This is a genomic window from Roseinatronobacter sp. NSM (assembly GCF_052379845.1).
Classification (GTDB): Bacteria; Pseudomonadota; Alphaproteobacteria; order Rhodobacterales; family Rhodobacteraceae; genus Roseinatronobacter.
Map to the genome: position 1 here is coordinate 110,019 of NZ_JBQTCF010000005.1, position 22,730 is coordinate 132,748.

Genomic DNA, 22,730 nt, shown 5'->3' on the forward strand with positions numbered 1-22,730 from the left:
CGCCCTTTGGCGCGTGTCCATGTGTGTTGCGAAAAAATGCGCCACCATGGTGGCTGCGCCGCGCCATGGGCGCTGGGAATTTCCGCAATCGCACGCTGCGCGCACTTGCCTTTCGGCGCAGCGCCCTACGTCCCCCCTATCATGTGCGTGTTTACCGTCTTTTACACAGCTTTTTTCTGGTGGGGTCTGTGACTTATCCTGTTGCCATAACTTCAGCCAAGACAGCGTCTGGCCTTGAACTTGATGTGGGTGAACTTGTCGCGCGGCTGGTCTGCGATGCGCGGCTTGGTCTACCTGTCATCATGGGGTCTGACACCCAGATAGCGGTGCTTGCGCCGGTCGAAACCCTGCGGCCCGAAAGGTTTGCGCGCCTTGGTGCGTTGGGCGCGCCGCATATGGTGCTGTCACCGCGGCGGTTTTCGGCGCTGTTTCCAAACGCCGCGGTCACCGGGCAGGCGGGCACGCTGGCATTTGCTGCTGGCACAAGGCTGGACGCGCTGCGCCAGATTGCAGGCGGGGCGCATGCCGCAAACCCCGCGCTGCCCGTGGGGGCTATGCAGGCGCATTGTCCCGCCCCCCTGAGCGCCGCGGCGCTGGCACTGGCCAAGGCCGCGCAGCTTTTGCCGGCAATGCTGCTGTGGCCGGTGTCGGTGACCACGCGCGACGCGCTGCGGGCGCAGGGGCTGGCCTATTTGCCTGCGCGCGATGTGCTGGACGAACTGGCCAGCGCGCAACGGCTGGCGGCAGTCAGTTCGGCGGCCTTGCCCATGGCCTGTTCGGCGGCGGGGTCGGTTCAGGTGTTTCGCCCCGACAATGCCGGGGCCGAACATTACGCCATTACAGTGGGCAGTGTTGCGCCCGCGCAGCCGGTTTTGACGCGCTTGCATTCAGCGTGTTTCACCGGTGATGTTCTGGGCAGCCTGAAATGTGATTGCGGCCCGCAGTTACAGGCCGCGCTGGCCGCCATGGCGCAGGCGGGGGGCGGTGTGCTGGTCTACCTTAATCAGGAAGGGCGGGGTATAGGGCTGGCCAACAAGATGCGTGCCTATGCGCTGCAAGATGGCGGGCTGGACACTGTGCAGGCCAACCACCAACTGGGGTTCGAGGATGATGAACGCGATTTTCGCCTTGGTGCGGCGGTTTTGTCATCAATGGGCATTGGGCGGGTGCGGCTGCTGACAAACAACCCTGCGAAGATGCACAGCCTTGCAGGCCATGGAATAGAGGTTGTCGAACGTGTCCCGCTTCAGGTCGGGCAAACGCCGCAAAACGCCCATTATCTGGCGACAAAAGCGCTGAAATCCGGGCATATCCTGCCATGACTGACCCGCGCGCCTTATGGGTGGTCGCCCCTGACCGTGCGGAAATACGCCCCGCCACGGCAGGGGATGGGGTGCGGCTGCGCAGCCTGTATTCCGGCATCAGTCGTGGGACGGAACGTCTGGTTCTGCGCGGCGCGGTTCCCGTGGCAGAACATACCCGCATGCGCGCCCCCCATCAGGAAGGGGCGTTCCCCTATCCGGTGAAATACGGCTATTGCACGGTGGCCGAAATCGCCGAAGGGCCGCAGGCAGGGCGCGCGGTGTTCGCGCTGTTCCCGCATCAGACATGGTTCCGGTTGCCAGATGACGGGTTCGTGCGCCTGCCCGATGCCCTGCCGCCCGCGCGTGCCGTGCTGGCGGCAAATATGGAAACCGCGCTGAATATTGTCTGGGACAGCGGGCTTTCGGCGGGGGACAGGGTGTGCATTATGGGCGCGGGCGTTCTGGGGGCCTTGGTGGGCTACTTATGCGCGCGCTTTCCGGGCTGCGATGTGACGTTGTGTGATATTGACCCCGCCCGTGCAGATCTGGCGCAGGCGCTGGGGTGCCGTTTCACCGCCCCGGCAGACATGCCAAAAGGGCAGGATGTTGTCATCAACACCAGTGCGTCTGCTGCCGGATTGGCCCACGCGCTGGACGCCGCAGGGCCGGGCGCCACTGTGGTGGAAGCCAGCTGGCACGGCACGCAGGCCGTTTCCCTGCCGCTGGGGGGGGCGTTTCACAGCCAGCGGCTGCAACTGGTCAGTTCACAGGTCGGGGCCGTGCCGCCCGCGCGCCTGCCGCGCTGGACATTTCGCCGCCGCCTGCAAAAGGCGCTGGCGCTGCTGTGTGATGACCGGCTGGATATGCTGATTTCCGGCGAAAGCGCGTTTGATGATCTGCCTGCCGACTATCCCTTGATCCTGAATGCGCCAGGCACGTTGTGTCACCGCATCCGCTATGACTGAACCAGAAAGGACGCCCATGTTCGCCGTCGAAGTCAAAGACCATATCATGATTGCCCATTCGCTGCCCTCGCCGGTATTTGGCCCTGCTCAAGGCATGCATGGCGCCACATTCACAGTGGATGCCGCCTTCTTCACCGAGGATCTGGATGATCACGGGCTGGTGGTCGATATTGGCCTTGCGGTTGAGGCGCTTGCCGCCACGCTTGCGCCGCTGCGCTACAAGAACCTTGATGAAATTCCCGAATTCGCCGGGAAATTCACGACAACCGAATTTCTGTGCAAGCATATTTTCGACCAGATGCGCGGCCATATCAGTGCGGGCACCTTGAACGATGCGGGCCGCGTGCGACGGTTGCGCATAACCCTGCACGAAAGCCATATGGCGCGCGCATGGTTTGAAGGGGACGTGTAGACCATGGGTTTTGCGCCGCAATGGCTGGCTTTGCGTGAACCTGCCGACCGGGCGGCGCGGGATGGGGGTTTGCTGGCACATGCGGCGCGGCTGGCGGGACCGTCGCCTGTTATTGTCGATCTGGGCGCGGGAACCGGGGCCAGCCTGCGTGCCCTTGCGCCGCATGTGCCAGCGGGGGCGCAATGGCGGCTGGTGGACAATGATCGCGCGTTGCTGGCGCATGCTGTCGCCGCCCATCCCCAAGCGCGCCCTTTTGCCTGCGATCTGACCAACCTGGCTGATCTGCCGCTGTCGGGGGCCACGCTTGTTTCGGCATCAGCCTTGCTGGACCTTGTTTCCGAAAACTGGGTGCGGGATCTGGCGCAACTGCTGGCACGTCATAAGTTGCCGTTTTATGCGGCGCTGTCCTATGACGGGGTCATGACGTGGCAACCCCAGCTTGCGGGTGATGATGCGGTGACGGGGGCTTTCAACACGGACCAATGCACCGACAAGGGCTTTGGGCCCGCGCTTGGCCCCGCTGCATGGTCCTGCGCGCGACAGGTGTTCACGCAGGCAGGCTATGACGTGTTTTGCGCCCCAAGCCCGTGGGTTCTGGGCCGCGATGATGCCCCCCTGCAGGCGCAATTGCTGGACGGGATTGCAACCGCCGCCGCCCGTGCGGGTTATACGGGTGCGCAGGCGTGGCATGACGCCCGTCAGGCGCTGGTCCCCCGCGGCCAGTGCCTGATCGGTCATCAGGACATTCTGGCGGTGCCAGAAGGTCTTGTGGCGGAACTTGGCGCAGACGGGGGGGTGTGATGGACAAGGCCGATGTCAGTGCGCGGGTCTGGGCGCGCATTTTGAGTATTCGCAATGGCAGCGGCTGCGCCTGTTGTGGGGACTGGACTGCTGCGGAACGCGCGGCGCTGGCAATATATGCCCCGCTTGCGCGCCGCGATCTGGGACCAGTGACCATTGGCCAGATCGGGCAGTCCCTTGACGGGCGCGTGGCAACAGTGGCGGGCGACGCGCGCGATATTTCAGGGCCGGACGGGTTGAAGCACCTGCACCGGCTGCGTGCACTTGCCGATGCGGTTGTCATTGGCGTGCGCACCGCGCTGCATGACAGCCCGCGCCTGACAGTGCGCCTGTGTGATGGGCATAACCCCGCGCGCGTGGTCATTGACCCGCGGGGGCGGTTGCCCAATGACGCGCCGGTGTTCATGGATAATGGCGTGCGGCGCATTGTCTTGCAACATGGCGACACCGCCCGCCCCAAGGGGGTAGAGGTGGTGCGCCTGCCCGCTGCTGCCGGCGGCAGCATGTCGCCGCACCATATTCTGCGCACCTTGCACGCTGCGGGGCTGAACACGGTTCTGGTTGAAGGGGGCGGTATTACCGTGTCGCGTTTCTTTCAGGCGGGGTTGCTGACACGGCTGCATATTGCTGTCGCGCCCTTGCTGATCGGGGGTGGGCCGCAGGGGTTTCATACCGCCAATCCGGTGGCGCTGCTGTCGGACGCGACGCGCCCCGAGACGCGGGTGTTCAATATCGGGTCGGATATCTTGTTTGATTGTGGTTTGACATCCGCGCAGAATATCGTTGCTGCGCCATGGCATGGTATCGCACGGCAGAACAGCTGACGGGCCAAACCCCAGCGCCACGTCGCCAAAACTGGAAAACGCCAGCGCAGGGTTCTGCGCTGGCGTGGGTTCTATGGGAACAGGGTGCAGCGCTTACCAGCTGAAATTGCGCCCCACGGATACGCGCAGATCGCGCCCGCGGCGGGGTTCGTTATTTGCCAGCCCCCCGTCAAGGATGTTGCGATACTGCTTGTTCAGCACATTGTTGACGGCCACCTGCACTTCCAGCCCTGCCATGGCCCCTTGATCGGGGCGCCATGTCGCATACAGGTCGCTTACGCCGTAGCCGGGGAATGCGTCGCCGTTCGCGCGGCTGGCCCCGCGCGCGAATGTCCCGCGCCAGCCATATTCCAGCGTCTGGCCAAAGGCGCGCGCGCCCAGGTCCAGCACAAGTTCATCTTGCGGTGTGGACTCAAGTCTTGCGCCGGTGGTCTGGTCGGTGCCCAGAAGGCGGGAATAGGCGAATTTGGTGAACAGGGTTTCGGTGTCATAGCCGCCTTCCAGTTCGATCCCGCGAATATGGGCGCGGGCAATATTGGCATAGGTTGGCCCCGGAACGGAATTTCCCGGCCGTTCAATCTTGTCGGTAACCCGGTTGCTGAAGGCGGTCAGCTTGACATCCAGACTGTCGCCCTTTGCAAAAACATCGCGCCCGCCATAGGAAAAGCCCGCCTCAAGCGTGCGCGCACGCTCTGGCCGCAGGTCCAGTGACGTGGTTTTGCCCGCCGCGCTGGCAACGTCGAACATCTCGTCAAGTGACGGCGCGCGTTCGGTCTGGGACAGCGACCCGAACACGGCCCAGTCCTCGTTCAGTTTGTAATGCAGCGCGAGGGATGCAACGCGCGCGGTATGGCTGCGCCGCTGTCCGTTTACCACCGCGTCGGAGGGGGTCAGCGCAATGCGATCCGCCCGCAGGCCCAGAACCGCGCTTAGCCGGTCATTCCAGATGAATTCGTTTTGCACGAATACACCATAGCGCCGATCCGTGCCTTCCGGGTGAAAGGAAATTGCGCCGGATTCGCGTTGCGCGGCGCGCTTCTGGTGGGATGCGGTGACGCCCAATGTCAGGTAATTCTCCCACCCCTGGCCCGAGAAGGTGAGGCGGTTTTCAGCGCGCAAGGCCAGCGTGCGGTATTGATAAAACGCATCCTCGAACAGCGGATTGGCTGCCAGAAACGGGTTGCCGGGAACGGCATTTTCCTGATCGATCAGCGTGCGCGAATAGGACAGCTGCACACGGCTGTCCAGCCACGGGGTGCCATTGGCCGGGTTGGTCCAGACCAGTGTTGCCGTGTCATCCTGTGCCTTGCGGTCCACTGTGCCGAAAGCCGGGATATCGGCCACTGATGAATAATTCGCGCCATCCTCGTTGCTGCGCCAGCGCGACAGCGACAGGCTTAGCGTTTGTTCGTTATTGGCGCCGAAGCGGTAGGTGCCCTTCAACAGGCCCGATGTGCCTGCCATGCCCGACCCGGTTACCGGCGTGCCGTCGCCTGATGTGTAATCCCCTTCGCGGCGATGGGTCAGGGCGGCCAGCATCTCGAAGCTTTCGCCAAAGCGCTGGGCCAGGATGACCGACCCAAGCGCGCCACCGCCGTTGCTGTTGGCCCCTGCTTTCACGCGCAGGGTTGTCGTTTCGCCCATTTGCAGGAAATCGGTGGCGTCCTTGGTTTCAAATGCGACAACACCGCCCAATGCGCCGGACCCATACAGCGCCGAAGATGCCGGCCCGCGCAGGATTTCAACGCGTTTATACAGTTCCGGTTCGCCAAAAAACTGGCCCACCTGATACAGCTCACCGTATTTTTCCACACCGTCCACGCTGATGATAATGCGGTTCTGGTCCGATGCGTCCCCGCCCACGCCACGAATATTGTAGCGCTGGCCGGTCATGCGGTCCCCGCCTTGCACCGTGGCACCGGGCACCATGCGCAGCAAATCGCCCGGTGTTGCGGCCTGTTCGCGGTCGATATCTTCCTGCTCCAGTGTGCTGACGGCCTGCGGGGTGTCAACGGCGGTGCGTGCGCGCCCGAAGCCCAGCACGATGCGGCCCAGAAATGACCCTGGCGCAGCTGCAGGTTCCGGGCTGGTCTGTGCCTGTGCGGGCAGTGAAACGCCCATGAGTGCCGGAACGGCAATAACGGTCAAAAGGCGCCCTGTGCGCCCTGCTGTCTTGGTCATCGGTATCCCCTTGGTGGTTGACTGGCTGGCGATACCGCTGGCGTTCTGACAGGTTCGTTACTAATGCTTAGTAAAAGAGTCAAGTTTACTCAGGCGATTTCCGCCGCCTGCGGCAGAATAAATGCCTCATTCGCGCGGGGCAGTGCAGAAACGTGCAGATTGCACCCATAGGCGCGCGACAGGGTGGCATCTGTCAGCACATCGCGCACGCCGCCCTGTGCCAGAACCTGCCCGTCCAGCATCAGGGTAATCCGGTCTGCGAACATGGCCGTCAGGTTCAGGTCATGCATGACCGCAACCACACCGCCGCCCGCGCGCGCGAAGTTGCGCGCCAGTGTCATGACCTGCAACTGGTGCCCGATATCCAGCGCGGCCACGGGTTCGTCCAGAAACAGCCAGCGCGGCACCGCGTCAACGACCGGCTGCCAGACCTGCAGCAACACGCGGGCCAGCTGCGCGCGCGCCTGTTCCCCGCCCGACAATTCCTGAAAATACCGCCCGCCATAGCCCGAAAGCCCCACCTGTTCCAGCGCGCGGGTTGGCAGCAGCGCTGCATCAGGGCGCAGGGCCGTTGCCCCCACCAACCCCAGCCGCACGACTTCATGCACTGTGAAGGGAAAGGCAAGCTGGCTGGCCTGTGGCAACACCGCGCGCAATTCAGCCAGCGCCCAAGCGGGCATTTTGCCTGTGTCCTGTCCGTTCAGCCGCACAGTGCCCGTATGCGCCAGATCGCCGGTGATGGCCCGCAATAGGGTGGTTTTGCCCGACCCGTTTGGCCCGACAATAACGCTGAGCTGTCCTGCTTGCGCGCGCAGGCTGGCATTGTGCAAAACGGGTTTGCCCCCAAGGGCTGCATCAATATTCAGGGCTTCCAGCATGGCGGTTCACATATCCACAATGCCGCGACGGCGCAGCAATATCCACAGAAAAACCGGCCCGCCCAGAACGGCAGTGACAATGCCGATGGGCAGTTCCGCCGGTGCGATGACAAGGCGTGCAATCATATCGGCCAGCAGCAACAACCCCGCGCCCAGCAGGGCCGCTGCGGGCAGCAGGAAGCGATGGTCCGGCCCTATGGCCAGCCGCAGCAGATGCGGCACAACGATTCCGATAAACCCGATCCCGCCCGACACTGCCACGGCTGCGCCGGTTGCGCCTGCAACGGTCAGGATGGCCATATTCTTCATGCGCTGAACGGGAATGCCGATATGCGCCGCAGCCCCTTCGCCCAGCGCCAGCCCGTTCAGCGCGCGCGCCAGCACAGGCGTGGCAATCAGCGCCAGTACCATGATGGGCGCTGCCGCGGCCAGTTTGGCCCAGCTTGCCCCTGCCAGCGACCCCAGCCCCCAAAATGTCAGGTCGCGCAATTGCTGGTCATCCGCGATATAGACCAGAATGCCCGTCAGCGCACCGGCCAGCGCCCCAAGCGCGATACCCGCCAGCAACATGGTTGCCACCGATGTGCGCCCGCGCCGTGTGGACACCCGATAAAGGATCAGCGTTGATGCCCAGCCGCCCAGAAAGGCCGCCAGCGGCACCAGATGCATGCCTGCCACCCCCAGCAGCGCGGCAGGCAGCATTCCGCCCAGAACAATGGCCAGCACAGCGCCAAGCCCGGCCCCTGCGCCCACACCTACAATGCCCGGATCGGCCAGCGGGTTGCGAAACAGCCCCTGCATGACGGCCCCCGACACGGCCAGCGATGCGCCCACCAACAAGCCCGTCAACAACCGTGGCAGGCGGATGTCGAACAGGACCACCCGTTCGCGCAGGCTCAGCGCCTCGCCGCTGGCCAGTTTCCACGCCACATCTGCCAGCGACACACCCGCAGCGCCAACCCCCAGCGACAGCACGGACACCCCTGCCACGAACACCGTCAATGCGGCCAGTGCGGCGCGGGCGCGCTGCGCGCGGTCGCCCGCCACCACCGCCTCAGGGCCGCGCGACGGGACGGAAAGCGCAACCATGCCCTTAGCCCCCCTGATGCGTCAGCGATGGATAGATGGCCTTGTGCAGGTCATGGGCGGCCTGTGCAGTGCGCGGGCCAAACCCCAACAGGTAAATCCCGTTCATGCGGATGATCTGCCCTTTTTGTGCCGCAGGCGTCAGGCCAAGTGCGGGATGGGCGGCAATTTCGGCATTACTCAGGGCGTGGTCCCCGTCGCGGTCCATCATCACGATGACATCTGGCGCGGCGGCGGCAATGGCTTCGTCTGTCAGCAGGCGGTAGCCCGCGAAATCGTCGAAGGCGTTGACCGCCCCCGCCAGTTCGATCATGGCGCCTGCGCCAGTGTCACGCCCGGCGGCATTGATACGCCCCCCTTGCGCGGACAGCACGAACATGGCGCGCCGGGGCGTTCTGACCAGTGCGGTCTGGTCTGCCAGTGCCGCGAAATCGGCGCGCAGTTCTGCCACAAGGGCCGCGCCCGCATCCTGGGCGTGCAAATGCTGCGCGACCATTTCGACACGTTCCAGCACCGCGCCCGCGCTTGGGGCTTCCGTGATCTGGACAAAGGGCACGTCTGCGGCCTGCATGATCTGAATAGTTTCCAGCGGTCCCGCCCCTTCAGACGCAAGGATCAGGTCGGGGTCAAGCTGCAACAGCCCTTCGGGCGACAAGGCCCGCATATAGCCCACATCCGGCAGGTCATTGACGGGGGGTGGAAAGCTGGCGGTGGTGTCGCGCCCCACAAGGCGGTGGTCCTGCCCCAGCGCATACACAATTTCCGCAAGCCCCCCGCCAATGACCACAACGCGGTCCTGCGCCGCAGCGGGGGTGACCAGCATCAGGGTTGCCAGCGCCGCGCGGATCATGCTGCACCCCCTTGCGCACGGGGCAGGGTTTCCAGCAGCGCCTGAAACGCGGTGGTGTCCGGGTCGCGCTTGCCGAAGATCTGTGTGATCAGGCCGCCATCTGCGTCAAACGCTTCAACGGAATGGGCCATGCCGTGGCGGGTGGGTTTGGACACCAGCCAGACTTCGGCAATATGGTCGGTGCGCAAATGCAGGTTGAAGCGCGGGTCCATGACATTGATCCATGGTCCCATCGGGGTGACTTGGGCAATGGGGCCACCATGAATCTGGATACAGCCCTGATTGCCCACAAAGATCATCAGTGGCACCGATTGCGCCGCCGCCCCGTGCAGCAAGTCCACGATGGCATCAGCGGCAAGGGGCTTGGCCCATTGTTCACCGACGATGCGGTATGCCCCAAGGCGGTTCATCTTCAGCCGTGCAGCAAGGCGCAGGAACTGATGGGTGTCGGTCATTGCGGCCCAGTCGCGGCGCAATTCCTCCAGCTTCTCGGGGCGGGATTTCGGGGCCTCGACCGGGGGGCGGGGGGTCAGTTCCACGCGGTCGGACTGGTTGGGCAGGCGCAAATCTGACACCAGCGTGTCAAACGCGGCGCGGTCCGAATGGTCGTTCAGAAAGACCTTGTGCACCGCATCGCCTGCGGCGTCAAACACCTGAACAGATGGGCGCGGTCCGTCCAGCAGGGCAAAGCCATGGACCCAATGGCGCGGGAACATGCGCAGGTCAATTTCCGCGCCCAGCACCATGGAAGCATGTGCGCCAGCGTGATAATCCTCATAGGTTCCGGTGCGTTCATGCACGCAAGAGGCGTTGCGCGTCAGCGCCATGACATCGCCCAGACGCTGGATTGCAGGCATCAGCCTGTCCAGTGCGGGATCAATGCGCACCACACGGCTGCCATCGACATGGGCTGCCACAAGGGTGGCTTCCGTCACATCGAACTTGTCAGCCAGATCGCGGGCGCGGGTTTTGGGGTGGTCCTGGCGGGCCTGCCGCAGGTCGGCGGGTGTGGGGCGGGTTGCAAGGTCAAGTGTCATCGAATGCTCCTGTCAGTCGCGAGTGATTTTGGGTCAGGCGCGTGTCTGGCAGCGTGCTGGATGGCGCGAAACGGCAGGGCCGCTTCATTCTTGACAGTTTCACTAGGATAATGTTAGGCGCAGTTCAAGCGCAAATTCTGCGCAGCCAGCCCCAACCAGCCATGGTGCCAGCCCTTCCCCGTAAAAACACCTGTGATGAAAGGCCGCGACATGCGCGTTGTGCATATTATTCCGGCGCTTGCCGTTTCTTTGGGCCTGGCATGGCCTGCCCATGCGGATGATCCCGCATTGCGTATAAGGCTGGATCAGGCCACGCAGTTGCAAGATGATTGCCAGCTTTTCTTCGTGCTGGAAAACCAGTTGGGCGCGGGCATTGACAGCTTGCAGGCCGAAACAGTGCTGCTTGGCCCCGAAAACCGTGTCTTGCGCCTAAGTTTGCTGGATTTTCAGTCCTTGCCCGAAAGCGGGCTGCGGGTGCGCAGTTTTCAGTTCCCGTCCCTTGGTTGTGACCAGATCGGGCGGGTTTTGTTCAACGCTGTGGGCGAATGCGCGCCCTTGGGCGCTGCGGCCTGCACCGCCGCGCTGCATGTCGACAGCCAAACCGCCATCGAGGTGATGAAATGACCATCACTTTTGCCAGTATTCTGGACGATCTGGCCGGTTTTCTGGCACTGGGGGGGCCGGTTGTGGCGGTCTTGTTGGCCATGTCACTGGTGGCGCTGGCGCTGGTTCTGCTCAAGCTGTGGCAATTCCGGCGCGCGGGTGTCGGGGACCACGCTGATATTGTCGCGGCGCTGGACCTGATGGACCGCGGTGCCGCACATGCCGCCATCACGCGCGCCGCGCAGGGGCGCAACCATCTTGCCCCGCTGACCGTGCTGGCGCTGACCGTGGTCAATGCGCGCGACACACAAGGCGATGCAGTGCGCGCGCGGTTGACGGGCCTGGCCGAAGCAGCAACAACGCGCCTGCAATCCGGGTTCCGGGCACTAGACAGCATTGCACAGGTTGCGCCCTTGCTGGGGTTGTTTGGCACGGTTCTGGGCATGATCAGCGCGTTCCAGTCCCTGCAGGATGCAGGCGCGGCGGTGGACCCGTCCGCGCTGGCGGGGGGGATATGGGTTGCGCTATTGACCACAGCTGTGGGCCTTGGCGTTGCCATGCCCACAGCGCTGGTGCTGACATGGTTTGAATCGCGCGTCATGCGCGAAGCACAGCTGGCCATGCAGATCATTGACGTGGCGCTGTGTTCAGGGTTGGCGCAAGACTGCGCGCGCGGGATGGTGGCGGCCCCGCCCGCGACGGTGGCGCAGCATGCCTGAACGGCTGGACATAGCGATCCGGCGCAAGCGGTTATCCATGACCTCGCTGATTGATGTGATCTTTCTGTTGCTGCTGTTCTTCATGCTCAGTTCCACTTTTGCACGGCAGGGGGAAGTGCCGCTTGATCTGGCCATGGGGGGGGCGACGGAAATGCCTGAAACCCCGCCGTTGTTTTTGCAACTGGCCCCTGATGGATTGCGCCTGAACAGCGTTCAGGGCACGGATGACGACCTGCAAGCCGCCCTTGACACCCCCGAAGGCGGGCTGGTGCTGGTGGCACTGGCGGACGGGGTTGATGCGCAACGTCTGGCCGATATCCTGTATCTGATCCAGCGCCGAAACGGCTGGCGCATTGGCGTTATCGGGGGGGGCGGCACATGACGCGGCGTGCAGTATCCCTTGTCCCCCGTGCGCGGCCCGAACCCAACATCGCGCTGATCAACATCGTGTTTCTGATGCTGGTGTTTTTCCTGATTGCGGGCAGTCTGGCCCCGCGCCCCGACCCCGATGTGACGCTTGTCAGCCTGTCGGATATCGCCACCCATCCCCCCAGCGATGCGCTGGTGCTGCTGGCCGATGGCACATTGCGCCTGAACGGGCAGGCCGTGACCTTGCCCGACGCGGTGGGCCAACTGGCGGGACAGGCACGGGTGCGCCTGTTGCCGGACCGTGCGGCCCCTGCAGCGATATTGATCGAAACGGCGCAGGCATTGCGCAGGGGGGGTGCGCCAAAACTGGTTCTTGTCACACAGGAGGGGTTGAAATGACCGCTGCCGCAGTATTTCGGGCCTGCCCAAGGGTGAACGGATGCCCCTTCGTGACCACCCGCCATTTGCGCAACCTGGACCTGCGCCCGAAGGCGCGCACCATCGCGCTGGCGCTGTGCGCGTCAGTTGCGGTGCATCTGGGGGCGATGGCGGGACTTGGGCCGCGCGGGGAGCCTGTGCTGATCGAGGGCGGCGGCGAAGCGGCACCAGCGGCGCTTGGCACCAGTTTTGAGGATTTTGCCATGGGCAGCAGCCAGCCTGCGCCCCTGACCCCGATGCCGCCCGATGTCCCGCCACAAACTGTCACCGCGCTGGACCCGTCCCCGCTGCCGCCAGAGCAGACAGCGCAACCGGTCCCGGCGGCTGTGGCCGTTGCGCAGGCAACGCTGCCCCTGCAGCAACAGACCGCACAGCCCGTGATGCGCGCGCCCATGGCCGAAGTCGCGGTTCTGCCCGATGTGGTGGACCCTGTGGCCGCTGCGCCCGAGCTTGCTGTGCTGACACCCCCAGAAATGTTGCCCCCCGACCTGAAGCGCAGCGACCGCCCCGAGACCCTGCAACCCGATCCCGCCGAACCGGCTGTTCCTGTGGAACAGGCGCATATCCCGCCCAGCCCCAAGGTTAGCCCCCGCCCACCCGCGCGCCCGCGCGACCAGACCACCCCGGCCCCGCCCGCGCCACGGCAAACCGCAACTTCCCCTGCCGCCCCGCGCGGGAACGCCGCGCAAAATGCACAGCGCGGATCGCAACAAGGCACGGACGGGCAGGCGGCCTACAGGGCGGCAGCGCGCGCACAGACCGCACAGGCAGGGAATGCGGCAGCGTCCAGTTACCCCGGCGAAGTCATGCGCCGCATCCAGCAGGTGCGCCAGGCCCGCAGCCCCGCGCGCGGGCGTGTTTTGGTGGCGTTCGGTGTGGCGGAAAACGGCGCGTTGGCATCGGTCAGTGTCGCGCGCAGTTCGGGCCATGCCGGGCTTGATCAGGTAGCGCTGGACCATATCCGCCGCGCGGCCCCGTTCCCCGCCCCCCCTGCAGGGGCACAGCGGCAATTCAGCTTCGAGTTTGTCGGGCGGTAAGGGGTGCGCTGGTGCGCGAAGGTTGCTTGGGGGGCTGCCGCCCCCCAAACCCCCTGCCTCAAGGGGGCATCCCGCCCCCTTGAGAAACCCCGTTTCGGGGATATTTACGCCAGAATGAAAGCTGCACCCGGTAAGCCCTGTATCTGAGGGCATTGCAGTATCAGGGGGGCAAGACGTATTGCGATGGATCAGCGCGCGGCGTTGGTTGACAGCAGGTCAGGCAGGAACAGGACCAGTGCCGGGAAGGCCACGATCAGCGCGACGACCACGAAATCCGCAAGAATGAAGGGCAGCACACCGCGGAACACTTCGGTGACGGTGACGTATTTGCTGGCCACGTTCTTGATAACGAACACGTTCATCCCCACTGGCGGGGTTATCATGCCGACCTCCAGCAGTTTGACGACCAGAACCCCGAACCACACGAGGCTGAGGCCCTGCGCATCGATCAGGGGCAGGAAGATGGGCAGGGTCACCAGCATAGCGCCAAACGGTTCCATGAACGTGCCAAGGATCAGGTAGATGATGATGATCACCAAAAGCACAGTGATAAGCGACATTCCGGACCCGGACACGAAGGACGATATCAGGTTCGAGACGCCCGACAGGCCCAGAAAGCGCGTGAACATGGTGGCGCCGATGCCGATGATCAGCAGCGAGCCAGTGGTGATGACTGTTTCGGTGACCGAATCGGTGAAGGCCTTGCGTGTCAGGCGCCCCATGGAGGCTGCAAGAATGATGGTTCCCAGCGCGCCCACGGCGCCTGCCTGTGTGGCGGTGAACAGGCCGGAGAACAGCCCGCCAAATATCAGGGCGATCAGGGCCAGAATGGGGGCCACCTGTGCAAGGGCGCGCCACATATCTGTGGATTCGACGGCCGCCTGACGCGGGATGATGTCGGGGCGCAGCCACGCGATGATCAGAACAACAATGCAATAGGACAGCGCTGTAAGCAGCCCGATTGCGATACCGCCAAGGAACACTTCGATGATCGAGGTTTCCGCGATGACGCCATAGATGATCATCAGGATGGAGGGGGGGATGAGTGCGCCGATGGTGCCGCCTGCGGCAATGCACCCGGACGCGATGGAGGGGCGATAGCCTGCCTTGACCATTTCGGGGATGGCGATACGCCCCATGGCCGCTGCACAGGCCAGCGATGACCCCGACACGGCAGCAAAGCCCGAACAGGCGAAAACCGACGAGATGGCCAGCCCGCCGGGAAGTCTGGCCAGCAGCGCTTTTGCGGCTTCGAACAGGCCGCCGGTCAGCCCCGTGTGATAGGCGATGAACCCCATCAGCAGGAACATTGGCACCGCGCTCATGGTCCATTTTGCAGCGAACGCATAGGGGGTGTTTGACAAGATGCCCATGGCCGGGTTCCAGCCGATCATGGCCCAGATCCCGCCAAAGGACACCACGATCAGCGCAAGCGCCACAGGCAGGCGCAGCACCAGAAGACCCATCAGGATGGCAACACCCCAAAGACCGATTTCAACGCTCATGTTTCATCGCCTTTTGTGGTCGCGTCCAGCGTGTGACGGATGGTGGCAGACGCGATGGCCAGCGCCATCAGCACACAGGCCAGTGTGGCAAGGGCAAACCCCGCAGGAACAATGAAGTAGGAATGCCAGACCGGCATTTGAAACCGCACCAGTTCGACGAAGGACCCTGAACTGGCCTCTCTCATGGCTTTTAGCCAGTTGGCATAGGTCATCACAGCATAGATGCCTGCGGCGCTGATATAGATCACGAAATCCGATACCATCCGCACTGGGCGGGATATGGCGAAATCCAGCAATTCCACGGCAATCATCTGGTTGCGCAGCGTCAGAAAGCCCAGCGGCAGAAACGCTACCGCGACCATGTAATAGCGCGCGACGATTTCGGGCGTGGTGTTCATGGACATACTGAACACATTCAACAAAACCACATCCAGACTGACATGCAGCATCATCAGCACCACGGCAGCTGCCGCGATCAGGGACAGGCCCCGACACAGGCCCACGGCCAGTTTGACCAGTAAAATCATATCAGCCCCCGCGTAGACCCCTTCGGCCATAGGTGGCCGAAGGGAAAGGATTTATACAGGACCATTACAGCCCGTAGCTGGACAGATCGACATCGGCCCAGATTTCATCCATGGCGCGGGCGGCCAGCGCTTCGGGATCGTCGCCCAGTTCCTCCACGATGGTGGTCCATTTTTCAACCAGTGCCGCAAAATCGCCTGCCAGCGGGTCGGCGCTGATGCGCGCTTCGGCATCTGCGGCGGCAAATGCGTTCGAGGCTTCCAGAAGGGCATCATCAGGCGTGATGATTTCGATTCCTGCCGCTTCCACAGCATTGCGGGCAGCTTCGGGCAGTTGGAAGCCCCAGCGGTCGGTCAGGGTGGGGTTGGCGCGATTGGCGGCGCGCACAAATGTGGCGCGGTCGTCTGCACTCATGGCGGACCAGGTGGACTGGTTCACAGTGAAGTTCGAGGTCACATGATAGGTGCCCAGCGGAACGCTGGTGGTATAGCGGGCCACATCGACCAGACGGAAGGACAGCATGTCGACAATGGATGCCATGGAGCCGTCAATGGTGCCTTGGTTCATGCCCTCAAACTGTTCGCCAACGGGCATATTGACCGGGGTTGCGCCGAAATTCTCGGCCCAGCGCGAGAAGGGCGCCCCGCCGGAGCGCAGGCGCAGGCCCTGCAGATCCTCGATTGTGCGCACGGGGGTTGTGGTGATCAGAACATAGGGGTCCGACGCACCGGCGCCCAGAAACACCATTCCCTTGTTGCTGAATTCCTGCTGGCAGGGTTCGCAGTTTACCACGAATTCGGTCATGGCCATTGCCATGGCATGGGAAATACGCCCGATCAGGGCCATGTCGCCCGCGACATTGGTGCGCGCGAAATCTGCAGGAAAGAACAGCGGCAACAGGTTGCCGATATTGATAAGTTCAGATTGCAGCGCATCAGGCACCTGTGTCAGGGATACGACTTCCGGGCCAATCAGCGTCATGCTCATGCTGCCGCCGCTTTCTTCCTCAAGATAAGTGGCGAATTTCTCATACATATAGGTTGACGGGTGCGCCTGCGATGCGCCTGCGGCACCGCGCAGGTTTTGGGCTTGCGCGCCGCTGGCGGCGGCAACGGCAAATGCCGCGCCCATCATCAATGTTTTGGTCAGTTTCATGGTTTTCTCCTCCCAGGTGTTGATCGTTTTTATTGTCCGTCAGGTCTGGCGCTGGGTATCAGTGCAAGTGTCCTGTATCGGGGCAATTCCGCAGTATTTCCGAAGCAGGTGATTCAGGTCCTGCTGTTCTTTTGGTGTCAGCCCGCCACGTTCATGCGGGGCGTTCGCGCCATATTGGGCGCGTGTGCTGTCCAGTGCCACCAACCCTGCAGGCAGGATTGACAGTTTCACGATGCGCCGGTTTTTGGGCGGGATGGTGCGCATGACCAGACCGCGATCTTCAAAACCGCGTATCAGGCGCGTCATGGCCGCAGGTTTGATATATAGCGCGCGGGCAAGCAGGCCCTGTTGAACGCCGGGTGTTCGGGCAATGACCTGAAGGATGGTGTATTCCGCCGCACTAAGACAAACGGCATGTTCGCTTTGGTCCAGGGCTTCGCGCACCTGAAGCCATGCAATGCGCAACAAAAACCCGGTGTTATGGCGCAACCCCCCGAAATTCAGGCCATCTTCGAGGTTTTCCATGCTGCGCCGGGTATTTGCGGGCAATGCCGATTCTTCTGTTTGTCCCAGCATGACAATTCCCCCTCCGGGATAAATGTTATGCGATAAACAGTTCCAAATCAAACAGTTTCTTTTGGACTGTTTTGTTGGAGGTGCATAGGGTCACGCGCTTATGATCGTGGTCTGACCCGCATCCGGGGGGGTATAGAGTTCCGAAATACGGGCGGAATGGCTGTCGCGCATGGCACGCTGGTTCAGGCTGCCTTTTTCTGTGACCTCTCCCTTGTCGAAACTTGGGGTTGTGTCCAGAACCATGGCGCGCCTCACGCGGCTGGCGGACCCTGTGGCACGTTTTGCGGCATTGCTCAGGCAGGCTTGCAAACGGGCTGTCAGTTCATCCTCGGGCAAGGTTTTGGCCTTCTCCGACAACAACAAAAGCGCCCCCAGTTCGGGCTGGTTTTCCCCCACGATCACGGCATCACGAATCAACCCGCCCATGGCATCGACAAGGGCGGCGCGCACACTGCCCACCGACACCCATGTTCCGGTCGACAGTTTGAAATTCTCGGCCACGCGCCCGTCAAAATAGAACCCTTTGGCCAGATCCTGCGGGTCGGCGGGGCGCAGGGCGTCGCCCAGACAGTAAAACCCTTCGTCGTCGAATGCCTCGGCGGTGCGGGCGGGGTCGCCATAATACCCCGGCGTGATGGTCGGCCCTTTCAGGCGCGCTTCCAGCTTGTCCCCCGATGGCACCAGTTTCAATGTCAACCCGCGCGATGGCACCCCCAGATTGCCCGCCTTGTCCTGAAGATGCGTGCAGGCCAGCGCGAAGGGCGCTGTTTCCGTGGCCCCAAGGCCGGTTGCCAGCAGCACATCGCGCCCAGTTACCTTGCGCCCCAGCGCGGACAGGCGGTCCCATGTGTGCTGTGCCATGCCCGCGCCCGCGTAAAACAACATGCCCAGCTTGGCGTAGAATTTCTGCGCCAAAGCGTCATCTTGTTCCAGCGCGTCAATCAGCATGTCATAGCCCACGGGCACGTTGAAATACCATGTGCAGGAGATGTCTTGCAGGTTGCGCAGGGTTTCGGAAAATTTTCCGGGAACGGGGCGGCCATCATCAATATAGTAACTGCCGCCATTGGTCAGTACCAGATAATTGACCTTGTTGCCCGCAGCAGTGTGGTTCCATGGCGCCCAGTCCAGCACAACGGGCGGTTCCCATGTCAGGAAGCGGTAGCAATCGCGCATCATTGCAGCCATGGCGCAAATCATGCGGTTGGTGTTGATCACGGCCTTTGGGCTGCCGGTGGACCCGGATGTGAACAGGTATTTCACAACTGTGTCGGGTGTCAGGGCGGCGCGTGCGGCAGTCGCATCGCCGGGGTCGGCGGTCAGCAAGCTGTCAAAGGTAATGGCATCTGTCCCGCCCCCATGCAGGGTAATGACATTCCGCCCCGTGGTGGCAATAGCGGCAAGCGCGGGCGCGAACGCCGCGCCGTCATCAGCGAATACCGCACCCGGTTGCAGCAAGGTCGCGATGTCGCGCAGTTTGCCATGATCCTTGGATACCAGCGAATAGGCAGGCGATACGGGCGCATAGGGAATGCCCGTATAGGTGCAGGCCAGCCCCAGCAGCGCATGTTCCAGACTGTTTTCAGACAACACCAGAAGCGGCCGGTCCGGTCCCAGCCCCAACCCCAGCAGGGCCGCGCCAATGCTGCGCGCCATGTCGCGGGCTTGCGCGTAGCTGATGCGCCGCCAGTCCCCGCCATCTGCACGCCGCGCCATCCATGTGGCATCGGGGGTCGTATCGGCCCAGTGGTCCAGATAATCCGCGACCACTGGCAAATGGTCGGGCAACGGCTCGGCCTGACTCATCAAGATGGTGCCATCGGGGCGGTGCTCATACGCGAATACAGGCGACCAGAAGCGGGACGTTGCAGGGGGGTGGACAGTCATTTTGGTGCGTTCTCCGGGTGTGTTTGGGCCGCTGGCGGGGGGTGCGGGGGCTGATTTGTCGCGCGGGGTCAGGCTTGGGTGTCATTCTCGCAACTGCGCCGCAACCGATGCAACAGGTCAAGAAACTGCGCCTGTTCCTGCGGGCTGAACACCGCAAGCAATTGTTCTTCGCGCGCCCGCGCCTGCGCCATGGTGTTTTCCAGTTTCTGACGCCCTTGCGGTGTGGGCAGCAGCGCTTGCGACCGCCTGTCACCGGGCACGGCCTCGCGGCGGACAAGCCCGCCCTGTTCCAGATCATCGATGATCGCAACCAGACCAGAGCGTTCGATCCCAAGTTGGCGCGCCACATCGCTTTGCGTGATTTGGGGACAGTCAACAATAAGGCCAAGAACGGTCATGGTGCGCGGCGAAATACCCGCCCCTTCGACGCCATGGCGAAAATCATCACGGAAAATCATGTAGGCGCGTTTCAGGTTGTATCCGAAAAGCGTTTCAATGCTGCGATCTGCATCAGCTTCGCTGAATTTGTCCTGTTCAAATGTATTTCGCATGTCATCATCCGGCACGTTGTCAGGGGGGCGGCGCGGCGGTGACGCCTGCAATACGATTAGCAGGTTGATCGTTACCTTACAATACTGTTTACTAGGTAACGTATTTCTGCAATATGAACCCCGACCACACAGGAGGGAAAGATGGACGGCACCACGCAAGCGCTTGTAACCTATGAGCTTAAGGACGAAATTGCCGTCATCGGCCTGAACCGGCCTGAGAAGCGCAACGCCATTTCCGACCGGCTGGTAGAGGCCCTGCATGTGGCCGCCACCCGCGCGCGTGCCGAAGCGCGTGCCGCCGTTATTCACGGCGCGGGCGATCATTTTTGCGCTGGTCTGGACCTGGCCGAGCATCGGGAAAAACCGCTGTTTGAGGCGATTCAAGGGTCGCGGCGCTGGCATGCGGTGTTCACGGAATTCGAACGCGGGGAAATTCCGTTCATCAGCGCATTGCATGGCGCAGTGGTGGGCGGCGGGTTCGAACTGGCCGCGGCGACCCATATTCGCGTGGCGGATGACAGCACGTTTTTCGGCCTTCCCGAAGGGCAGCGCGGCATTTTCGTGGGTGGGGGCGGGTCTGTCCGCGTAGGACGCCTGATCGGGGCTGCGCGCATGACCGACATGATGCTGACAGGGCGCACTGTGTCGCCCGCCCAGATGGAACAATGGGGCGGTGTGTCCTATGTCGTGCCCAAAGGGCGCGCGCTGGACACGGCCATGGACCTTGCGCGCAAGGCCGCATCGAACGCGCCATTGTCGAATTATGCAGTGCTCAACGCCTTGCCGCGCATTGCCGAAATGTCAGTGGAAGATGGGCTGTTCACCGAATCAGTGGTGTCGGCGCTGACCTCGGAAACACCCGAAGCAAAACAGCGCCTGCGCGATTTTCTGGAAAAACGCACAGCGCGCCTGAAAGCCCCTGACGCATCGTGATGGATAAACGCGCCTGCAAGAAACCTGCCAGACAAAGGATCCTCTCATGAACCTGGACGAGATTGTCGCAATCGACTTTCATACCCATGCCGAAGAACCCTGCAACTGCCACCGCGACGATGGCTATAACGAATTCCAACAAGGCATGGCGGCCTATTTCAAGAACCCGGCAGGCGTGGACGGCATGCTGCCCACGGTGCCGCAAACCGCCGAGTATTACCGCGCGCGCAAGATTGCCGCCGTGATTTTTGGCGTCGATGCCGAACGCGAAACCGGCTTCTACCGCCATACAAATGAAGAAATCGCGGAGCTTTGCGCCGCGAATTCCGACATTCTGATTCCCTTTGCATCGATTGATCCCGCCAAGGGCAAGCTGGGCGCCCGCGAAGCCCGCCGTCTGGTGCGCGAATTCGGCGTCAAGGGGTTCAAATTCCATCCCACCATGCAGGGTTTCTTCCCAAATGACCGCATGGCCTATCCCTTGTATGAAGCTATCGCCGAAGAAGGCGCGATCATGCTGTTCCATACCGGGCAAACCGGGGTCGGGTCGGGCATGCGCGGCGGAATGGGCATGCGGCTGAAATATTCAAACCCCATGCATATTGATGATGTGGCGGTGGACTTCCCCGATACATCCATTGTTCTGGCGCACCCGTCCTTTCCCTGGACAGAAGAAGGGTTGTCGGTGGCGCAGCATAAGCCCAATGTCTATATCGACATGTCGGGCTGGTCGCCAAAATACTTCCCGCCAATCTTCATCCATTATGCCAACACGCTGCTGAAACGCAAAATGCTGTTCGGCTCCGACTGGCCCGCCATCACACCGGACCGCTGGCTAAGTGATTTTGCAGAACTCAACATCCGCGAAGAAGTGCGCCCGCTGATCCTGAAGGAAAATGCCGCACGCTTGCTGAAACTCATGGACTGAAAAATGGGGCCTTCTGGTCCCATTTGCCAATCTGCGCTGGCGTCAGGCCGGTGCAGGGACGGGGAACACCAGCCCGTCAAAAATCTTGCGCGTGGTCCGCATGACGCCGGCGCGTGCCACTGTGCCGTCAGTTCCGGTTTCAATCAGCACCTCTGCGGCACCTGTCGGGTGTTCAATACTGTATCGGCCATCCTTGGGCCTGCGCGCCAAAGGAAAGGCTACACTGCCCGGCAAGGCGCAGGCCGTGGCCACCGAAACCGCCGCAAAAACGCCAATCGTTGCGTGGCAGCGATGCGGAATGAAGCTGCGTGTGGAAATGGCCCCGCCCGCCATGGGGTCAGAAACCAGCGTCATTTTCGGCACGGATTTTTCGCGCACATCGCCCAAATTCATCATTGGGCCAACCGCCAGACGAATCTCCTCCAGCCGCGCTTTCAACGCATCATGGGCGTCCAGATCCTCGCGGCTTTCCTGCCCGGTAATGCCAAAATCAGCGGCGCGCAGCACCACAATGGGCATACCATTGTCAATGCAGGTCACCTCAACACCTTTCACCACATCCAGCACATTTCCCGTGGGCAAAAGCGCCCCGCACATGGACCCGGCAATATTTTCAAACATCAAGGGCAGCGCCGCATGGTGCCCCGGAACCCCGTCAATAGCCGTCTCCCCCGCATAGGAAACCTTGCCATCAGGCGTTCGCACGCGCGCCAGCGCCACTTCGCCAGTGTTGCGCATGTGAATGCGCACGGGCGTTTCCCCGTCTTGCGCGCGCACCAACCCGCGCTCAATCGCCGCCGGTCCGACACCAGCCAGAATATTGCCGCAGCCCTGCGCATCGGACACCAGCGCGCGGTCAACAAACACCTGCAAAAACAGGTAGTCCACATCCGCATCCTCGCGCGTCGACGGTGACAGGATGGCAACTTTTGACGTCAGCGGATCGCCACCGCCCATGCCGTCAATCTGGCGCGGATCAGGGCTTCCCATCAGCCCCAGCAACACGGCATCGCGCGCGCCAATTTCCTGCGGCAGATCCGTGGCCAGCAGATAGGCCCCCTTGGACGTCCCCCCCCGCATCCAAAGACACGGAATTCCCTGTTGCCAAAAATCACGCATGACTGGCCCTTCATCTTGCCAAAAATACTCTCAGGGGGTGAATTTGG

The 22,730-nt window shown here is 62.5% G+C and carries 24 protein-coding genes; 12 read left to right on the plus strand and 12 right to left on the minus strand.

All coding sequences use genetic code 11. The annotated features are described in order from the left end of the window. Positions 1-188: 188 nt before the first annotated feature. Genes ribA through ACTZWY_RS04475 form a run of 5 tightly spaced genes read left to right on the plus strand, consistent with a single transcriptional unit; the run spans position 189 to position 4,306 of the window. Positions 189-1,322, plus strand: a complete 1,134-nt coding sequence (gene ribA / locus ACTZWY_RS04455) for a GTP cyclohydrolase II (protein WP_444789486.1) — start codon at positions 189-191, stop codon at positions 1,320-1,322. Further along, a complete protein-coding gene (locus ACTZWY_RS04460) occupies positions 1,319-2,269 on the plus strand; it encodes a zinc-dependent alcohol dehydrogenase (RefSeq protein ID WP_444789487.1) in 951 nt (316 codons plus the stop codon). Before ribA ends, ACTZWY_RS04460 begins: the two co-directional genes overlap by 4 nt. A 16-nt stretch (positions 2,270-2,285) precedes the next feature. Next, the gene (locus tag ACTZWY_RS04465; protein ID WP_444789488.1) at positions 2,286-2,681 is read left to right on the plus strand and encodes a 6-pyruvoyl trahydropterin synthase family protein; all 396 of its coding nucleotides are present in this window, start codon (positions 2,286-2,288) and stop codon (positions 2,679-2,681) included. Positions 2,682-2,684: 3 nt separating this feature from the next. Next, a complete protein-coding gene (locus ACTZWY_RS04470) occupies positions 2,685-3,482 on the plus strand; it encodes a class I SAM-dependent methyltransferase (RefSeq protein WP_444789489.1) in 798 nt (265 codons plus the stop codon). Beyond that, complete coding sequence (locus ACTZWY_RS04475; protein WP_444789490.1) at positions 3,482-4,306, plus strand: RibD family protein; 825 nt, start codon at positions 3,482-3,484, stop codon at positions 4,304-4,306. Before ACTZWY_RS04470 ends, ACTZWY_RS04475 begins: the two co-directional genes overlap by 1 nt. A 93-nt stretch (positions 4,307-4,399) precedes the next feature. Here the strand turns inward: ACTZWY_RS04475 and ACTZWY_RS04480 are convergent, their stop codons facing one another. The 5 genes from ACTZWY_RS04480 to ACTZWY_RS04500 all read right to left on the minus strand — a co-directional run bounded on the left by ACTZWY_RS04480 (position 4,400) and on the right by ACTZWY_RS04500 (position 10,338). Further along, positions 4,400-6,487, minus strand: a complete 2,088-nt coding sequence (locus ACTZWY_RS04480; RefSeq protein ID WP_444789491.1) for a TonB-dependent receptor domain-containing protein — start codon at positions 6,485-6,487, stop codon at positions 4,400-4,402. 89 nt (positions 6,488-6,576) lie between these two features. Beyond that, positions 6,577-7,365 carry a heme ABC transporter ATP-binding protein gene (locus ACTZWY_RS04485; protein ID WP_444789492.1) on the minus strand — a complete coding sequence of 263 codons (789 nt, stop codon included), beginning with the start codon at positions 7,363-7,365 and terminating at the stop codon, positions 6,577-6,579. Positions 7,366-7,371: 6 nt separating this feature from the next. Further along, complete coding sequence (locus ACTZWY_RS04490) at positions 7,372-8,454, minus strand: FecCD family ABC transporter permease (RefSeq protein ID WP_444789493.1); 1,083 nt, start codon at positions 8,452-8,454, stop codon at positions 7,372-7,374. Positions 8,455-8,458: 4 nt separating this feature from the next. Beyond that, positions 8,459-9,301 carry a heme/hemin ABC transporter substrate-binding protein gene (locus tag ACTZWY_RS04495; RefSeq protein ID WP_444789494.1) on the minus strand — a complete coding sequence of 281 codons (843 nt, stop codon included), beginning with the start codon at positions 9,299-9,301 and terminating at the stop codon, positions 8,459-8,461. After that, the gene (locus tag ACTZWY_RS04500; protein WP_444789495.1) at positions 9,298-10,338 is read right to left on the minus strand and encodes a hemin-degrading factor; all 1,041 of its coding nucleotides are present in this window, start codon (positions 10,336-10,338) and stop codon (positions 9,298-9,300) included. Before ACTZWY_RS04500 ends, ACTZWY_RS04495 begins: the two co-directional genes overlap by 4 nt. Positions 10,339-10,533: 195 nt before the next feature. On the opposite strand from ACTZWY_RS04500, the gene ACTZWY_RS04505 reads away from it, so the two are divergent. The 5 genes from ACTZWY_RS04505 to ACTZWY_RS04525 are packed head-to-tail and all read left to right on the plus strand — an operon-like array spanning position 10,534 to position 13,504. Continuing rightward, complete coding sequence (locus ACTZWY_RS04505; protein ID WP_444789496.1) at positions 10,534-10,962, plus strand: hypothetical protein; 429 nt, start codon at positions 10,534-10,536, stop codon at positions 10,960-10,962. Continuing rightward, the gene (locus ACTZWY_RS04510) at positions 10,959-11,660 is read left to right on the plus strand and encodes a MotA/TolQ/ExbB proton channel family protein (protein ID WP_444789497.1); all 702 of its coding nucleotides are present in this window, start codon (positions 10,959-10,961) and stop codon (positions 11,658-11,660) included. Before ACTZWY_RS04505 ends, ACTZWY_RS04510 begins: the two co-directional genes overlap by 4 nt. Continuing rightward, entirely contained in the window at positions 11,653-12,042 is a 390-nt protein-coding gene (locus tag ACTZWY_RS04515; RefSeq protein ID WP_444789498.1) for an ExbD/TolR family protein, read from the plus strand. Before ACTZWY_RS04510 ends, ACTZWY_RS04515 begins: the two co-directional genes overlap by 8 nt. Next, positions 12,039-12,428: an ExbD/TolR family protein gene (locus ACTZWY_RS04520; RefSeq protein ID WP_444789499.1), complete on the plus strand. Its 390-nt coding sequence runs from the start codon at positions 12,039-12,041 to the stop codon at positions 12,426-12,428. Before ACTZWY_RS04515 ends, ACTZWY_RS04520 begins: the two co-directional genes overlap by 4 nt. Further along, the gene (locus ACTZWY_RS04525; RefSeq protein ID WP_444789500.1) at positions 12,425-13,504 is read left to right on the plus strand and encodes a TonB family protein; all 1,080 of its coding nucleotides are present in this window, start codon (positions 12,425-12,427) and stop codon (positions 13,502-13,504) included. The genes ACTZWY_RS04520 and ACTZWY_RS04525 overlap by 4 nt, the downstream gene beginning before the upstream one ends. Before the next feature lie 188 nt (positions 13,505-13,692). Here the strand turns inward: ACTZWY_RS04525 and ACTZWY_RS04530 are convergent, their stop codons facing one another. From ACTZWY_RS04530 to ACTZWY_RS04555, 6 genes are all read right to left on the minus strand, one after another. Beyond that, a complete protein-coding gene (locus tag ACTZWY_RS04530) occupies positions 13,693-15,009 on the minus strand; it encodes a TRAP transporter large permease (protein ID WP_444789501.1) in 1,317 nt (438 codons plus the stop codon). Then, positions 15,006-15,536, minus strand: coding sequence for a TRAP transporter small permease (locus ACTZWY_RS04535; protein WP_444789502.1), 531 nt, complete (start codon positions 15,534-15,536; stop codon positions 15,006-15,008). Before ACTZWY_RS04535 ends, ACTZWY_RS04530 begins: the two co-directional genes overlap by 4 nt. A gap of 64 nt (positions 15,537-15,600) precedes the next feature. Beyond that, a complete protein-coding gene (gene dctP, locus ACTZWY_RS04540) occupies positions 15,601-16,689 on the minus strand; it encodes a TRAP transporter substrate-binding protein DctP (protein ID WP_444789503.1) in 1,089 nt (362 codons plus the stop codon). A gap of 39 nt (positions 16,690-16,728) precedes the next feature. After that, positions 16,729-17,265, minus strand: coding sequence for a MarR family winged helix-turn-helix transcriptional regulator (locus ACTZWY_RS04545; RefSeq protein WP_444789504.1), 537 nt, complete (start codon positions 17,263-17,265; stop codon positions 16,729-16,731). A 90-nt stretch (positions 17,266-17,355) separates the two neighbouring features. After that, on the minus strand, positions 17,356-19,152 hold the full coding sequence (locus tag ACTZWY_RS04550; protein ID WP_444789505.1) for a feruloyl-CoA synthase: 1,797 nt from the start codon (positions 19,150-19,152) through the stop codon (positions 17,356-17,358). A 68-nt stretch (positions 19,153-19,220) separates the two neighbouring features. Then, the gene (locus ACTZWY_RS04555; RefSeq protein ID WP_444789506.1) at positions 19,221-19,703 is read right to left on the minus strand and encodes a MarR family winged helix-turn-helix transcriptional regulator; all 483 of its coding nucleotides are present in this window, start codon (positions 19,701-19,703) and stop codon (positions 19,221-19,223) included. A gap of 141 nt (positions 19,704-19,844) precedes the next feature. Between ACTZWY_RS04555 and ACTZWY_RS04560 the strand changes: the two genes are divergently transcribed. Further along, positions 19,845-20,636: a crotonase/enoyl-CoA hydratase family protein gene (locus ACTZWY_RS04560; protein WP_444789507.1), complete on the plus strand. Its 792-nt coding sequence runs from the start codon at positions 19,845-19,847 to the stop codon at positions 20,634-20,636. Positions 20,637-20,682: 46 nt separating this feature from the next. Next, positions 20,683-21,564, plus strand: a complete 882-nt coding sequence (locus ACTZWY_RS04565) for an amidohydrolase family protein (RefSeq protein WP_444789508.1) — start codon at positions 20,683-20,685, stop codon at positions 21,562-21,564. 42 nt (positions 21,565-21,606) lie between these two features. On the opposite strand, the gene ACTZWY_RS04570 is transcribed toward ACTZWY_RS04565, so the two are convergent. Beyond that, complete coding sequence (locus tag ACTZWY_RS04570) at positions 21,607-22,683, minus strand: 4-oxalomesaconate tautomerase (RefSeq protein WP_444789509.1); 1,077 nt, start codon at positions 22,681-22,683, stop codon at positions 21,607-21,609. Positions 22,684-22,730 lie beyond the last annotated feature (47 nt).